Below are 15,810 nucleotides of genomic sequence, written 5' to 3' on the forward strand. Positions count from 1 at the left end.
AATGTTTGGTTTGTTGTAGAACTGAAACTCAAATCTAATTATTTTAGTTTACTATTTATATTAGTAATTTAGATAAAATTTAGTCGATCCAATTCTAGATTTATCTACATCATCTATCAGGAATGAAAACAGGATAGCAGTTTCTTAACATGTACCTCAACTCCCACTCATACTACAGCTTTAAATATGGTACCATAAATACCAAATCACTGCTTGAGATGATGCAGCAAGCGGGAGTAAAAACCTTTGCCCTAACAGACATCAATAGCACCGCAGCCAGTATCAACTTTGTTCGACTAGCTTCCAAATTCGATATAAAACCGGTTTTAGGGATTGATTTTAGAAATGAGGCAGATCAGCTTTTTGTGGCTGTTGCCCAAAACAATGAGGGCTTTAGGGAGATCAATGAATATTTGTCGCAGTATCTCCATGGCAAAGAAGAAATCCCTCCACGGGCTCCTGAATTTCAGCATGCTTTTGTGGTTTATCCTTTTAGCAAATACACAGGCTTTGAGCTAAAAAACTTAGAATTCATTGGGGTGAAACCTAAAGATTTGCCCAAGCTGGTTTATCCGCCTCATCAAATGGATAGTAACAAGCTGGTGGCCTTACCAACCGCCACCTTCCGAAGTAAGATAGATAAGACAGGGGAACGAGTGGTCCTGAAACGTGACTTCAACGCACACCGCTTGTTACGGGCTATCGATAACAACACTCTACTCAGTAAACTTCCCAAAGCTGAAGAAGCTGACCCTGGAGATTTTATCTATCCGGTGGATGAGTTAAGAGAGGTTTATTCAGCCTATCCTTATATGATTGAGAATACGGAAAGACTGCTCGATCAATGTCGTATTCATTTCGATTTTGAAGGGGAAAACCTCAATAAAAACCTGAAGGCCTTTACGGACTCTCCTGAACAGGATTACCAGTTACTTGAAGAGCTTTGCGAAAAAGGTTTGCCTTATCGTTACCCCAATCCTTCCGAAACCATAAAGAACCGGATTAAAACTGAGCTGGATGTAATCAGGCAGCAGGGTTTTATGTCTTACTTTCTCATCAATTGGAAGCTATGCAAGTACGCACGGGAAAAAGGCTACTATTATGTCGGGCGAGGCAGCGGAGCCAATAGTGTGGTGGCTTATCTGCTGCGCATTACCGATGTAGACCCTATTGAGCTCGACCTCTACTTTGAGCGCTTTATTAACCTCTATCGACAAAACCCTCCTGATTTCGATATCGACTTTTCATGGAAAGACAGGGAAGATATTACGGAATTCATCTTCAGAGAATTTCAGCATGGTGAGGGTAACAATGTAGCATTGCTGGCAACTTACAGTACCTTTCAGTTCAGGGCTGTGATCCGGGAACTGGGCAAAGTCCTGGGTCTTCCACCCCATGAAATAGAGCATATTCAGGGAGCCAGATTTGAGGACCTGGATGAAACCCAAAGACTGGTACTCCACTACGGACAATATATTCAGGGCTTTCCCAGCCATCTGAGCATTCATGCAGGGGGTATTCTTATTTCTGAAAAGCCCATACACTATTATACCGCCACTGACCTTCCACCCAAAAATTTCCCAACCACTCATTTCGATATGATTGTTGCGGAAGATATTGGGCTCTATAAGTTTGATATCCTCAGCCAGAGAGGCCTGGGTAAAATCAAGGATAGCCTGGAGATCATTGCTCGGAATCACCCCGAAGACGAGACAATTGATATTCACGATATCCCGAAATTTAAGTGCGATGACCGAATTAAGGGAATGCTAAAAGAAGGCCAGGCCATTGGTTGCTTTTACGTAGAGTCTCCTGCCATGCGCATGCTCCTGAAAAAGTTGAAGGTGGACGAGTACCTGGGCCTGGTAGCAGCCAGTTCCGTCATCAGACCTGGCGTAGCCAAGTCAGGTATGATGCGTCAGTACATTCTTCGTTTTAGGGAGCCTGAAAGAAGGAAAGAGGCTCATCCAATCCTGAGAAAAATTATGCCTGAGACCTATGGCGTAATGGTTTACCAGGAAGATGTCATTAAGGTAGCTCACTACTTCGCAGACCTCACATTGGGTGAGGCAGATGTATTACGCAGGGGTATGTCTGGTAAATACCGCTCCCGTGAAGAATTTCAGAAGGTCCGGGATAAATACTTCGAGAATTGCAGACGTAAGGGGCATTCGTATGAACTATCAGCAGACGTTTGGCGACAAATTGAAAGTTTTGCCGGTTATGCTTTTGCCAAGGGGCACTCAGCCAGCTATGCTGTAGAAAGTTATCAAAGTCTGTACCTCAAGGCCTATTATCCGCTTGAATATATGGTAGCCACCATGAATAATGGAGGTGGTTTTTACAGGGTAGAACTGTATGCTCATGAGGCCTTTATGCATGGTGCCGATATTCAGGCTCCCTGCATTAACCAAAGTGAGCACCTTTGCACCATCTATGGTAATAGCATATATATGGGCTTCGGTTTTATTAGTGAGCTGGAACAATCAACCATTGAGGCTATTCTCTATGAGAGAAATGAGAATGGAGTATTCATGAGCTTTGATAATTTTATGAAGCGTGTCCCCATTTCATTGGATCAGCTCAGCTTGCTTATCAGAATCAATGCCTTCCGATTTACCGGTATTGGGAAGAAAGAACTCCTCTGGGAAGCTCACTTCAGACTAAGTAATAATAAGAAATCAAGACCGGAGAGAATGCTTTTCGATCCTGAAGTGAAAAGGTTCAGAATTCCGGAACTGAGCTATGATGTATTGGAAGATGCTTTCGACCAGATTGATTTACTGGGATTTCCACTTTGTAATCCCTTCGATATTCTGAAAGACCTGCCTGAAGAAGAAGTTATGGTAAGAGAGATGGATCAGCATAGAAACAAGGAAGTCAGAATGGTAGGCTATTTAATTCACATTAAAAACACGAATACCTCCGGAGGCAAACGCATGCAGTTTGGTACCTGGTTGGATAGAGAGGGGCACTTCATCGATACTACTCATTTTCCCCCTATGGCTGCCAAATATCCATTCCGGGGGAAAGGCATCTATGAACTACATGGCAAAGTGGTAGAAGAATTCGACTTCCTGAGCCTGGAAATGATCAGCATGCGGAAACTTCAGTATATCCATGACCCAAGATTAGCGGAGGAACCAAGACATTCTACGATGGGGCCAGGCTTACAGAAATTATCAAACACTTAGCAACTATCTGTTACTTTGATAAAGCCTTATTAAAAAGTCCAGTTCCTTATCCGTAAGATTATTTATCACCTGATCAGACCAAAATGTAGAAGGAACATTTTTAGACAACCCCAAGACATAGTCCATTAAATACTCCTGTACCAGGATCTCCTTTCCTTCACAACCAGAGACATAATCAACAGTAAAAGGTCGATCTAAAAGGACTTTGCTCAATAGCTGATAACTACTTTCTGGTTTGGCTTTAATTAATTCTTCATAAGCTATTGCTTTGACTGCGCTATTCGGATAATCAGTCAAGCGAAGCAGTTCTGATTCTGTAGCCTCTTTCCCCAACCAATTTCCCCTATGCCACTGCTGAGGCGCAAGACCGGCAGGTCCAATAACTCCTCCCGACAGAAAATGAGCATCCGCTATGGCCTCTACTGAATCTCTAACATCTGGATTAAACCCAGACCAGTCAAAAGAATTAACTGAGCTCTGCCCTGGAAATAAACCTATCATTGTTAGTGCCCAAAAAATGACGATAACACTCCAACACCAGAAATAATGAAATGAATTAAAGGTTTTTGTATGTCTTCTATTTCTGGCAACTTTCATTAACTATAATTATAGTTAATTATTAAGCAATCTCAAATTATTATCTTACCTAGATAAACACCTATGCCATGAAAAAATTATTAGCACTCTCTTTAGTAGTTCTCTTACTTAATACTTGCCAGCAATCCGAAACAGTAGATTTCATCATATTACAGATGAATGATGTTTATGAAATCGCTCCGGTCGAAGGTGGCAAAGCTGGCGGTATGGCCCGCGTAGCCACCATCAGGAAACAACTACTTCAGGAAAACCCTAATGTAATCACTACGCTTTCAGGAGATTTTGTCAGTCCCTCCTTGATTGGTACACTGACCTATCAAAATGAAAAAATAGCCGGAAAGCAAATGGTTGAAGTAATGAACGCCATGGGTGTTGACTATGTGGTGCCGGGCAATCATGAATATGACATCAAAGAAGATGAGCACTTGAAAAGGATTGCTGAATCTGAGTTTCATTGGACAACCACCAACTGCTTCCATATGGTTGATGGCAAGGCAGTACCCTGGGAACAAAACGGACAGCCTTTCCCGGACCATATAATGAAGCGCATTGAAGGTGTTGACATTGCCTTTTTTGGATCAACAGTACCTTTCAACCAAACAGACTATGTGAGCTATACGGATAAGTATGAATCTGTAAAGGCTACCTACAATAAGATAAAAGAGGAAGCTGAGGTATTTATTGCCATCACCCACCTGGAAGAAGAAATGGATGATTCCCTAGCCACGCACTATGTACCTGAACTAGACCTGATTCTGGGAGGCCATGACCACGTGAATATGAAACATCAGTATGGTGATGTTCTTATGACCAAGGCTGATGCCAATGCCAAAACGGTTTATGTACACCGGGTGAGCTACAATAAGGCGACCGGAAAAACGACCATCCAATCTGAACTGGTGAAGATTGACGATACCATTACTGATGACCCGGAGGTTAAAAAAGTGGTTGATAAATGGATTAACATTAGCAATGAAAGCATGGCTAATATGGGCTATGAGCCCGAGAAAGTAGTGATGGTTACTCAGGAAGTACTGGATGGTCGTGAAAGCAGCATTCGTTATAAACCAACCAACTACCCAATTATGACTGCTGAATCCTTCTTGTATGTGGCTCCGGAAGCCGACCTGGCCGTATTCAATTCAGGCTCCATTCGGCTGGACGATATCCTGACTGGCACCATTACTGAATACGACATTCTCCGCTCCTTTCCATTTGGCGGGGGTATCTCACTAATCGATTTGAAGGGAGATGTAATTGAAAGAATTCTTGAAACGGGAACAGTTACCAATGTAGGCATTGGAGGCTACCTGCAATTGGCTAATGCCGAGAAAAAAGCCGATGGCTGGTATATTAAAGGCCAAAAGCTTTCAACAAGCCAAACCTATAAACTGGCGTTACCCCAGTTTGTCATGAGTGGAGGAGAGGCCAATCTTGCTTTTTTGAAAGACTATGCTGACCAGGCCAATAACCCTGAACAATTCAATGGAGTTAAAAACGATGTAAGAGATATTATTATGGCGTACTTCCGTCAATTACCCAATTAACCATGAGCGACACCAAACCCTTCTTAGATCATTTTGCCGCCACCATTCCCGTGGCTAATATTCAGGACAGTATTGAATGGTATCAGGATTCCCTAGGCTTCAATCTCGAGTTTACCTGGGAGAACCCTGTTTCCTATGCCATAATGAAACGTGATAATCTGGTCATCCATTTGGCTCAGGTAGAGAAAGACTACAAGCTTCAAAAAACTCATCCATCTCTATATGTCTTCGTAAGAAATGTCGAAGCACTCTATGAAGAATTCAAAAAAAGAGACGTTAAACTGGGTGAATTAGTAAAAGCAGACTACGGAATGACAGATTTTGACCTATATGACCTCAATGGCTTCCGAATAACTTTTGGTCAGGGTCAGGAAGCAGAATAGATTCTTGCTCTAAAAGTAGGGTGAACCTCTACTTAATCGTAGTAGAAATACCATCCCAAGAATTTTGTATTAATCTTTCTAAAATTCTCGGTGCTGTTTTGGATTATGCAAACGTTTGCATAATATTGCAACAGGAAATTGGATATATGCCATAACAGGCATTTTGGTTTTTATAAGTAAAGTAAGCTAGATGGAGGTATTAAAATCCAATCAATTGGGTATGTCACAGAATGGAAAGGTTAAAACTGGTTCTGATGTACCTCAAGAGAGAAGTTCACAAAGTTTCAATCACCAGCGCGTTTCAGTGAGAGATATCATTGTGGATCATTACCGAAAAGGTAAGTAAGAAGCCCCGCAAGGGGCTTTTTTCTTTTTAACTGATTCTGACTTTATCATGATAAAGCCCCTCATAGAAGTGGTGGATTCTAAACATCTGCTCCGCTCCTACCTTCTGCCCGGCCTGGGCTACCAGATACAATCCAACGGCAATCAAAGCAAACACAGGAATAGCCCAGAGTATGGGTGCGGGCTTATCTAACATCAGCTGGGAAAGGCCATACACCCCAACAAATAAGGCGAGAACTCCCAGTGCCGCATAAGACATAAAGAAAACAGCCCAGACACTCGGTTTCGGTCCGTAAAGTCCTCTTACAAAAACTGCCTTCTTATCATCATAAGGTTCAATCGTCAATGCCAGCTGAGGAGACCAGTAGTGCCGTTCCTCTCTGGGTATCTTGATGACGGCATAATGATCAGATACAATGCCGGTAAATCCATCTGATTCGTCAATCGCCTTTTTGAGAATAGCGATGTATTCGGAGTTATCTAATGGTAGTTCCTCTCTGAATCTAGGTCTGATTCTAAAACTTGACATGAGTTCAAAAAATAAAGAGGAAGATAAGAATTCCGTCTTTATTTTCTACAACTGCAGTCCCTGCGCTTTCGCCTTTTTATCCTTCTCAGCCCCTATGGCTATTCCCAAAGACATACCAATAGGAAGACCTATTCCTAAAAAAGCCATGTTGTCCAACGTTAGGGCAAACATCAAACCGAAGGGAAGACCAAAAGCTGTCATACCAATGGCCATCCATTGGTTCTGATAATACCTTGGTGGTAACAAGTTGTATTCCTTTTTAGCAAAGACAGTCAACATCCCATAAAAAGACCTGATCTGCTCATAACGCGTATCAGCATCCAGCTGCTTTCTAAGTACTTTTAGTTCTTTGTCCATTGCCTTTGGATCAACACCTTTATCATCGAGCACCTTAAGTACCTTAATACTACAGTTCAACCACTTCTTGAGCTTCTCATTTTCCGCAGTTGTTGCCCGCTTAGAAAGTTCTTCTATAACTGGTTGCAGATTTTCCATACACAAATATGTCAGGCACATGACTCAGATTTACCATGCTTTGAATAAAAGGCATTTATCTCTGCTGACCGGAAAACTGAAGTCCTTTACTCAGCCGGCCTACTCTTCTTAACAGAATTTTAATGTACGTACAGAGAACTAATATAGTCTCCACCCTGTTGCCTAAACTCAAGTAGAAACAAACAAAATCATATGTCAGATATATTATTTCAACCCTATCAACAAGGTGCTCTTCAACTGAAGAACAAGGTAGTTATGGGCCCAATGACCAGGTCAAGGGCTATTGATAATCTTGCCAATGAAATCATGAAGACCTATTATGAACAAAGGTCAGAGGCAGGATTGATCATCACAGAGGGTGTATCTCCCTCACCTAACGGTATTGGCTATCCCAGAATACCGGCAGTTTTCAGCGAAAAGCAAGCTAAAACATGGAAAGAGGTAACTGAGGCTGTACAAGCCAAGGGTGCTAAAATTTTCATGCAGGTCATGCACACAGGGAGAGTATCTCATCCTGATAACCTTGCAGAGGGAGGCGAAGTATTAGCACCATCTGCTATTGCTCCATCAGAACCATTCAGTCAAATGTATGTGGATGGTCAGGGTATGCTAGATATCCCTACGCCTAAAGCCATGAGCCTGGAAGATATTCAACAGGCTGTGAAAGAATATGCAGAGTCAGCCAGACTGGCTGTTGAAGTTGGTGGCTTCGATGGTATTGAACTACATGGTGCCAATGGCTACCTGATCAACCAGTTCCTTAATGCTAATTCCAATCAAAGAACTGATGAATATGGGGGTAATGCTGAAAACCGCTCAAGATTCCTGTATGAAGTAGTAGAAGCCTGTATCGATGCCATTGGTAGCGATAAGGTAGCCGTTCGTATTTCTCCTTATGGTGTATTCAACAGCATGGGCGAATTCGATGGTATCGAAGAACAATTCACTGCCATTGCCAGTAAACTTCAGGCCTATGGAATTGCTTACCTGCATACAGCTGATATGTCGGCTGTCACTAATGTTCCGGTACCGCAATCGATGAAGCAGAAGCTTCGTGAAAATTTCAAAGGTACGTTGATCTTAAACGGTGGCTATAATAAGGAAAGAGCAACTGAAGATCTGGAAGCAGGAAATGGTGATCTTATCTGTTTTGCCTCTTCTTTCATTGCTAATCCTGATTTGGTGACAAGAATGAAAGAAGACCTTGAGCTGTCTCAGCCTAACCAGGACACTTTCTATACTCCGGGCCCCGAGGGATATACAGACTATCCAAAAGCTAATTCATAAGAGCTTCAATAAAGAGGCTGTATCAGTAACCATGTTCAGGTCAGATACAGCCTCCTTTATTACATTTACTCCTTAAGGAAGCGGAATGTAACTAGCGTCATCTTCCAGCATCTGAAATTTCTTTTCCTGCCAGTTAGCCTTGGCAGTTTCTATCAACTCTTTATCTGAGGCCACAAAATTCCAGAAGATATGCCTTTCTTCAGGAAAAGGAGATCCTCCAAACAACAACACATGTGAGTTTTCTCCAAGGGTAATGGAACAGATATCCTCTTCCTTAGACACCAGCATATTTCCTTGCTCAATCCGCTCGGAACAGGCCTCTATATAACCCTCCACAATACATATTCCGATCTCACCCTTCAACTGACCAGATATCTTAATCGGTGACTTTCCCCTGGCCCGAATATCAACCATAAACAGATCAGAAAAAACAGGCACAGGAGATTCATAACCAAAGCCTTTACCTGCCACCAGTTTAAAATCGAGTTCACCTTCCTGCCAGCTGGGTAATTCACCGGCTTCTGTGTAAGAAAACTGCGGTTCTATCAATTCCTTATCTTTAGGCAAAGCCACCCATATCTGATATCCATGCATCGTGAAACTACTACCATCTCGCAAAGCCTGTGGTGTTCTTTCAGTATGGACAATCCCCTTTCCGGCAGTCATCCAACCCACCGAGCCCGGCTTCACCAGTTGCTTCGTTCCCAAAGTATCGCGATGTTCTACTTCCCCTTCCAGTAAATAGGTCAAGGTGGAAAGGCCTATATGTGGATGTTGACCAATATCGAGGTAATGACCCGGGCCAATTGTGGATGGCCCCATATGGTCGATGAATATAAATGGGCCAACCATTCTTTTTTTGCGGAAAGGAATAAGCCGACCAACCAGGAAGTCGCCAATATCGCGGCTTCGTTCTTCAATGATAAGATCTGTATTAGACATAGGAAGAGTTTGATAGAAAACCCTGACAAAATGCAAAAGTTCGCTGACAAACAATTAAAAAGGCATCCCTGAGGGATGCCTTTTTAATCTATGCTTTTAAGCTCTTAGTTTCTGCCAACAGCATTCAACTCATCAAAAGCTCTCTCCAGTCTCTTCACAACAGACTCTTCGCCTTTTCTCAACCAAACACGTGGATCATAATATTTCTTATTAGGAGAATCTTCTCCATCAGGGTTACCAATCTGTCCCTGCAGATAATCTTTCTTCTCATTGTAGTAACCATGGATACCATCCCACATAGCCCATTGAACATCAGTATCAATGTTCATTTTAATTGAACCGTATGAAGTAGCCTCTTTGATTTTCTCAGGCTCAGAACCTGAACCACCATGGAACACGAAGTAAACCGGCTTATCCTCAGTACCGAACTTCTCTTTGATATATTCCTGAGAGTTCTTCAGAATCTCTGGTCTCAACTCTACATTACCCGGCTTATAGACACCGTGAACATTACCGAATGAAGCAGCAACAGTAAAGATATCACCTACCTGACGTAGAGCATCCCATGCCTCAGCTACTTCTTCAGGCTGAGTATATAGTCTTGAAGAATCTACATCGGTATTATCTACACCATCTTCTTCACCACCGGTAATTCCCAATTCAATTTCAATACCCATACCCAGTGGAGCCATTCTTTTGAAGTACTCGGTACTGATCTCAATATTTTCATGAAGTGGCTCTTCTGATAAATCGAGCATATGCGTACTGAACAATGGCTGACCATTCTTCTCGAAGTATTTCTTACCTGCATCAAGCAGGCCATCAATCCATGGTAAAAGCTTCTTAGCACAGTGGTCAGTATGTAAGATCACAGGAACACCATAGTGCTCAGCCATTTGGTGCACATGCATCGCTCCAGAGATTGCCCCCTGAATAGCTGCATTTTGTCCATCGTTAGAAAGTGATTTACCGGCATAAAATGATGCCCCACCATTTGAAAACTGAACAATTACAGGTGAGTTCACCTTTTTAGCCGTTTCCAATACAGCGTTGATACTATTCGTTCCCACTACATTGACAGCAGGTAGCGCAAATTCATTTTCCTTAGCATAGCTAAGACAGTCCATCAATTCCTGGCCGTATAGCACTCCGCTTCTGAATTTTCCCATGACGATTAAATTATGTTTTTAGATAGTGTTGCAAAGAAAGCAATTGTGAAGTTAATTCCTTCATTCGAAAACAGAAATGGTATAAAACACTTATAGCGCAAAGGTTTGCGCTATAAGTAAAGTAAACTATAATAGAAATGGAGGAAATTACTGACAGATGATCTTACTGACTGTCTATCAGAATACCAAAGTAGGGATTAATGCAGAATATATCAATCTAACCGCTTCTATGGCAGTATACTAGCCCGAAAGTGCAAACGATTGAAACGGCCAAAACAAAGCAAATTCGAAGAATTAATTTTTCGAAAAAATTTTGCCTTTTCTGGATTATTCGAAACATATCAGCTTATTTAAGCTTTTAGTCAAAAGATTATTCGAAGCCGACAGGAATGAAAAAGGGACAGGTTACCATTAAAGACATTGCGAAAGAACTAAACATCTCGTGTTCAACCGTTTCCAGAGCCCTTAAAGACTTTCCCGGAATTAGCCCCAGCACCCGCAAGGCAGTTACCGAACTGGCCAATAAATACAATTACCGACCCAACTCTATTGCTCTTTCACTGAGAAATCAGCGCACCAATGTCATCGGTGTTATTATTCCCGAAACAGTGCATTTTTTCTTTTCTACCGTCATCAGTGGTATTGAAGATGAAGCCATGAAAGAAGGCTATAATGTAATGATCTGTCAGTCCAATGAAAACTACGAAAGAGAAGCTGACAGTATTGATGCCCTGATGAGTGCCAGGGTAGATGGACTGCTGGTCAGCATTTCGCGCGAAACTTCAGACCTGGCTCATTTGCAAAAGGTGGTAGATGAAGGCATGCCCATGGTCTTCTTCGATCGATTGGTGGAAGGTATGAATGCGACTTCCGTCATAGTAGACGACTATCAGGGAGCCTACGATGCTGTAGAGCACCTGATTGATCAGGGCTGCAAGAATATTGTTCACCTGGCAGGACCTGAAAACCTGATTATTGGTCGAAAAAGAAAAGAAGGTTATATCTCAGCCTATGAAGACTATGAATTGCCTATTGATGAAAGCTACATTGTAGAATGTCGATATGGCACTCAGGAAGAAGCTGAAATAGCCATGGAAACACTTCTGGCCTCCGGTAAAGCCATAGATGGTGTTTTTGCCAATAACGACATGGCCGCTCTGGGTGCACTCAAGGCCATTAAAAAAGCAGGCCTAAGAATTCCGGAAGAAATTGCCATCGTAGGCTATAGTGACTGGCAATTCAGCTCTCTGGTTCATCCTTCAATCAGCAGTGTTTCTCAACCCGGTTATGAAATGGGTCGGGAAGCCGCCAGATTAATGTTCGAAGAAATCAATAAAAAGGAGCGTGGCAAAAGCGTAATCAAGATTCTCGATACAGAATTGATTGTTAGGGAGTCTTCCAGCAAAAAGGCAGGAGTTGAGGCCACGGCTGTATAGGTCATGCAAACGTTTGTGAGTTGAATAGTCAGCTCAATACAGTTCCTTACACCCTAAATCCATTATTTTCACCTGATTAACTACTGAGAGATTCAGCAACAAGATATATCAGGATGAACTATAAGAATGAATCTATAGGAACCATTACCTCTTTTAACTGGAAAGAAAATGGCTTCGAGGGCCAGGCCGGAAATAAAAAATTCGCCCTAACCTTTTACAACGAAAGAATCTGTCGTGTTCAGGCCTCATTGAACGATAGCTTTGAGCATTATCCTTTTTCAGTCATCCTCACTCCACAGAAGACAGGAATAGATGCCCGGGAAAAAGACGACAGGTTGGAGCTCCACTCTCCTCACCTTTCTGTAGAGGTTCAAAAGTCTCCTATGAGGATCACCTTCAAGACTAAGTGTGGAGAAATATTGAATGCTGATGATCCAGGTTTTGGCATTAGCTGGCTCGGACATGAAGTCACTAACTATAAGAGTCTGGCCCAGGATGAGATATTCCTGGGTATGGGTGAAAAGGGAGGAGGGCTGAACAGAAGAGGTTCTTCTTTCGACAATTGGAACTCCGATGCCTTTGGATTCAATAATGATACTGACCCACTGTACATGTCTACCCCATTCTTCATTGGGGTAAGAGAAGGAAAGCCTTACGGTATTTTCCTTGACAATACTTTCAAGAGTCATTTCAATTTCGGCACTTCAAACAATAACCGATTCAGTTATTTCTCCGCTGAAGCAGGCGATCTGAATTACTACTTTATCCAGGGCGATACAGTTGCTCAGGTAATTCAGGAGTATGCGAAGCTAACCGGCACCTGTGAACTCCCTCCAAAGTGGAGCCTCGGGTTTCAGCAGTGTCGATATAGCTATTACCCCGACCATGAGGTCTATAATATTGCAGACACCTTCAGAAATAAAAAGATCCCTGCCGATGTCATTTACCTCGACATCCATTATATGAAAGACTATATGGCTTTCACTTTCGACAATGAAAGATTCCCTGACCCTAAGGCATTGATCGAAAAGCTGGAATCTCAGGGATTCAAAGTCGTTGTCATTCTTGACCCTGGCATAGCAACCAAACCGGGCTATGGTACTTATGACCGGGGTATTGAACAGGACGTCTTTGTAAAATACCCTGATGGCAGTCGGTATGAAGCAGGCGTCTGGCCTGGCAATAGCCACTTTACAGATTTCACCTCCGAAAAAGGAAGAGACTGGTGGGCTGATGAGCTCAAGTTCTACACCGACCTTGGTCTGGAAGGTTTCTGGAATGACATGAACGAACCTGCCTGCTGGGGACAAGACATTCCCAACATGATTGAGTTCGACTATGACGGTCAACAAACCTCTCATAAAAAGGCTAGGAATGTTTACGGTTTCCAAATGGTAAGGGCCACTTTCGAGGGAGCCAGAAAACAACTCGGTAATAAGAGACCCTTCACGCTCACCCGCTCCGGCTTCTCGGGTGTTCAACGCTATTCAGCCGTTTGGACCGGAGACAATGTGGCGGGAGATGACCATATGCTGTTGGGTGTCCGCCTGGTCAATAGCCTTGGCATGGCCGGAGTACCTATTGCGGGTTATGATATTGGTGGTTTTGTGGGAGAATCGGGTCCAGCACTGTTTGCCCGTTGGCTCGCAGTAGCCACCTTCGCTCCTTTCTTCCGCGTGCACAGTATGGTAAATGTAAGAGATTCAGAACCCTGGGCCTATGGTGAAGAGGTGGAAGAAATTGCCAGAAACTACATCAACCTGCGCTATAAGCTCATGCCTTATATCTACTCTCTTGCTTATGAAGCACATAGCAACGGACTACCCCTCAACCGTTCATTGGCTGTAGATTATTACAATGACCATAACATCTATGGGGGTAGTGCACAGGACGAGTTTACTTTGGGACAGTGGCTACTCGTATGCCCAACAACCAGCGAACAGCAGTACGCTAAGATTTACCTTCCTGAAGGAGAATGGTATCACTTCTTCACAGACGAGAAAGTTCAGGGTGGCCAGCACCTTGTGGTAGAAACCACCATGGAAGACCTTCCCGTTTATGCTAAGGCCGGGGCCATTATACCTATGCAAAACACCGTTCAGACTACGCAGGAAGCAGCCGATGGTACATTAAGGCTCCATATCTACTTCAGCCGGCAAAATTCAGAACAGTTATACTATGAAGATGATGGTTCTACCTATGACTTTAAAGAGGGACATTTCTACAAAAGACAAATACAGCTCAACGGAGAGTCGAATACCCTAATCCTTTCTGCCAGAGAAGGAAAACTGGGTTCTGCTTTTCAAAAGCTCAAGGTATATCTACACGGTTTTGAGGCAGATTACTTCGAAATCAATGGCGAATCAGTAAATTACGTAATGGAAGATATCCGTCTGATTGATCCTGTTACTGAATTTGACCCGCTTCCTCAAAGAGAGAAGAGAAACTATCAGATTAAAGCCTTAAAGACACTGGAAACAGAATTGAAAGACACTGAAATCAAGATTCAATGGAAATAATCAGAAAAAATATACATCAGTCTTTACTCATACTTTGCTGCCTTGTTCTGGCAGTGAGCTGTGGTAAAACCGAGCAGAAAGAAACAAAAGAAGAAGCCCATCAGGGAGTTGTACATCCGGAGTGGAGCAAAGATGCGGTAATCTACGAAGCCAATATTCGCCAACATACCCAGGAGGGCACTTTCAACGCCTTTGCAGAAGATGTCCCGAGAATTGCCGCTATGGGCATAGATATCATCTGGTTAATGCCAATTCACCCAATTAGCGAAAAGAATAAAAAGGGAAGCTTAGGCAGCTATTATGCGGTACAAGACTACAAAGCTGTTAACCCTGAATTTGGCACGGATGAAGATTTCCAGAACCTGGTGAACACCATCCATGACAATGGAATGAAGGCAATCATTGACTGGGTACCAAACCATACCGGATGGGATCATGTATGGACGATCGATCATCCCGATTACTATAACCTCACCGAGGAAGGTAATTTCCAACCACCGGTACCGGATTGGTCCGATGTGATAGACCTCAACTATGACAACCCTGAAATGAGAGCCGCTATGCTGGATGCTATGAAGTACTGGATCACCGAATTCAACATTGATGGCTACCGCTGCGATGTGGCTGAAAGTGTACCGACCGATTTTTGGAATGACGTAAGACCTGCACTCGATGCTATCAAGCCAGTTTTTATGCTTTCTGAAGGTCAGGAACCAGAGCATCATGAAAAAGCCTTTGACATGACTTATGCCTGGGAATTGATGCACCTGATGCGCCAGGTAGCCTCCGGAGAAGAAAAGCCACAGGTGATTAAAGACATGTATGCCCGCGATTTTGCCAGATACCCGGAGGGCTATATTAAGATGAACATTGTGACCAATCATGATGAGAACTCATGGAATGGCACAGCGGAAGAATTCTTTGGCGAGGGACAAAGTCCCTGGTTCGTATTTGCCGCAACCACCTATGGAATGCCTCTGGTGTACTCGGGACAAGAAGTCAATAACACCAAACGATTAGAGTTCTTTGAAAAAGACCCAATCGACTGGTCCGGGGGTTATGTTTTCTCAGACTTGTTCCAGACCCTCTTCAAACTAAAAGAAGACAATCCAGCCTTGTGGAATGGAGAAGCCGGAGGAAGTCTGGAATGGATTACCACTTCAGCTGACGATCAGGTTCTTGCCTTCAAAAGGGTAAAAGATGATCATGAGGTCATTACCATGATCAATGTGACAGACCAGCCGGTTGAATTTACCATCGATATGGATTATGGCCCAATGCAGGATGTTTTTGGAGGGGAGAATATAGTAGTTGGAATTCAACAAAGCCAGCCAACCAACGGATACAGAGTCTTCTCTAAATAAAAA

At 43.0% G+C, this 15,810-nt stretch carries 12 protein-coding genes; 7 read left to right on the forward strand and 5 right to left on the reverse strand.

From position 1 onward, the window contains the following. Positions 1-149: 149 nt before the first annotated feature. Positions 150-3,194, forward strand: a complete 3,045-nt coding sequence (locus ACOOEY_RS07790; protein WP_420388101.1) for a DNA polymerase III subunit alpha — start codon at positions 150-152, stop codon at positions 3,192-3,194. Positions 3,195-3,197: 3 nt separating this feature from the next. Here the strand turns inward: ACOOEY_RS07790 and ACOOEY_RS07795 are convergent, their stop codons facing one another. Continuing rightward, positions 3,198-3,791: a hypothetical protein gene (locus ACOOEY_RS07795; protein WP_420388102.1), complete on the reverse strand. Its 594-nt coding sequence runs from the start codon at positions 3,789-3,791 to the stop codon at positions 3,198-3,200. 68 nt (positions 3,792-3,859) lie between these two features. On the opposite strand from ACOOEY_RS07795, the gene ACOOEY_RS07800 reads away from it, so the two are divergent. Together ACOOEY_RS07800 and ACOOEY_RS07805 are read left to right on the forward strand one after the other, a co-directional pair. Next, positions 3,860-5,338: a bifunctional metallophosphatase/5'-nucleotidase gene (locus ACOOEY_RS07800; protein ID WP_420388103.1), complete on the forward strand. Its 1,479-nt coding sequence runs from the start codon at positions 3,860-3,862 to the stop codon at positions 5,336-5,338. Between the two features lie 2 nt (positions 5,339-5,340). Beyond that, a complete protein-coding gene (locus tag ACOOEY_RS07805; RefSeq protein ID WP_420388104.1) occupies positions 5,341-5,721 on the forward strand; it encodes a VOC family protein in 381 nt (126 codons plus the stop codon). A gap of 373 nt (positions 5,722-6,094) precedes the next feature. Here the strand turns inward: ACOOEY_RS07805 and ACOOEY_RS07810 are convergent, their stop codons facing one another. Next, positions 6,095-6,595, reverse strand: coding sequence for a hypothetical protein (locus ACOOEY_RS07810; RefSeq protein ID WP_420388105.1), 501 nt, complete (start codon positions 6,593-6,595; stop codon positions 6,095-6,097). 45 nt (positions 6,596-6,640) lie between these two features. After that, entirely contained in the window at positions 6,641-7,090 is a 450-nt protein-coding gene (locus ACOOEY_RS07815) for a hypothetical protein (RefSeq protein ID WP_420388106.1), read from the reverse strand. 192 nt (positions 7,091-7,282) lie between these two features. Here ACOOEY_RS07815 and ACOOEY_RS07820 point away from each other — a divergent pair, with 192 nt between their 5' ends. Then, on the forward strand, positions 7,283-8,377 hold the full coding sequence (locus ACOOEY_RS07820) for an alkene reductase (protein ID WP_420388107.1): 1,095 nt from the start codon (positions 7,283-7,285) through the stop codon (positions 8,375-8,377). 72 nt (positions 8,378-8,449) lie between these two features. Here ACOOEY_RS07820 and ACOOEY_RS07825 read toward each other — a convergent pair whose 3' ends face one another. Together ACOOEY_RS07825 and fbaA are read right to left on the reverse strand one after the other, a co-directional pair. Next, complete coding sequence (locus ACOOEY_RS07825; protein ID WP_420388108.1) at positions 8,450-9,319, reverse strand: pirin family protein; 870 nt, start codon at positions 9,317-9,319, stop codon at positions 8,450-8,452. A 104-nt stretch (positions 9,320-9,423) separates the two neighbouring features. Beyond that, positions 9,424-10,488 carry a class II fructose-bisphosphate aldolase gene (gene fbaA, locus ACOOEY_RS07830; protein WP_420388109.1) on the reverse strand — a complete coding sequence of 355 codons (1,065 nt, stop codon included), beginning with the start codon at positions 10,486-10,488 and terminating at the stop codon, positions 9,424-9,426. 389 nt (positions 10,489-10,877) lie between these two features. Between fbaA and ACOOEY_RS07835 the strand changes: the two genes are divergently transcribed. From ACOOEY_RS07835 to ACOOEY_RS07845, 3 genes are all read left to right on the forward strand, one after another. Then, positions 10,878-11,924, forward strand: coding sequence for a LacI family DNA-binding transcriptional regulator (locus ACOOEY_RS07835; protein WP_420388110.1), 1,047 nt, complete (start codon positions 10,878-10,880; stop codon positions 11,922-11,924). 113 nt (positions 11,925-12,037) lie between these two features. After that, the gene (locus tag ACOOEY_RS07840) at positions 12,038-14,443 is read left to right on the forward strand and encodes a TIM-barrel domain-containing protein (RefSeq protein ID WP_420388111.1); all 2,406 of its coding nucleotides are present in this window, start codon (positions 12,038-12,040) and stop codon (positions 14,441-14,443) included. Next, on the forward strand, positions 14,434-15,807 hold the full coding sequence (locus tag ACOOEY_RS07845) for an alpha-amylase family glycosyl hydrolase (protein ID WP_420388112.1): 1,374 nt from the start codon (positions 14,434-14,436) through the stop codon (positions 15,805-15,807). Before ACOOEY_RS07840 ends, ACOOEY_RS07845 begins: the two co-directional genes overlap by 10 nt. The last annotated feature ends 3 nt before the right edge of the window (positions 15,808-15,810 follow it).

Source organism: Roseivirga sp., from assembly GCF_965216855.1.
Taxonomy (GTDB): domain Bacteria; phylum Bacteroidota; class Bacteroidia; order Cytophagales; family Cyclobacteriaceae; genus Roseivirga.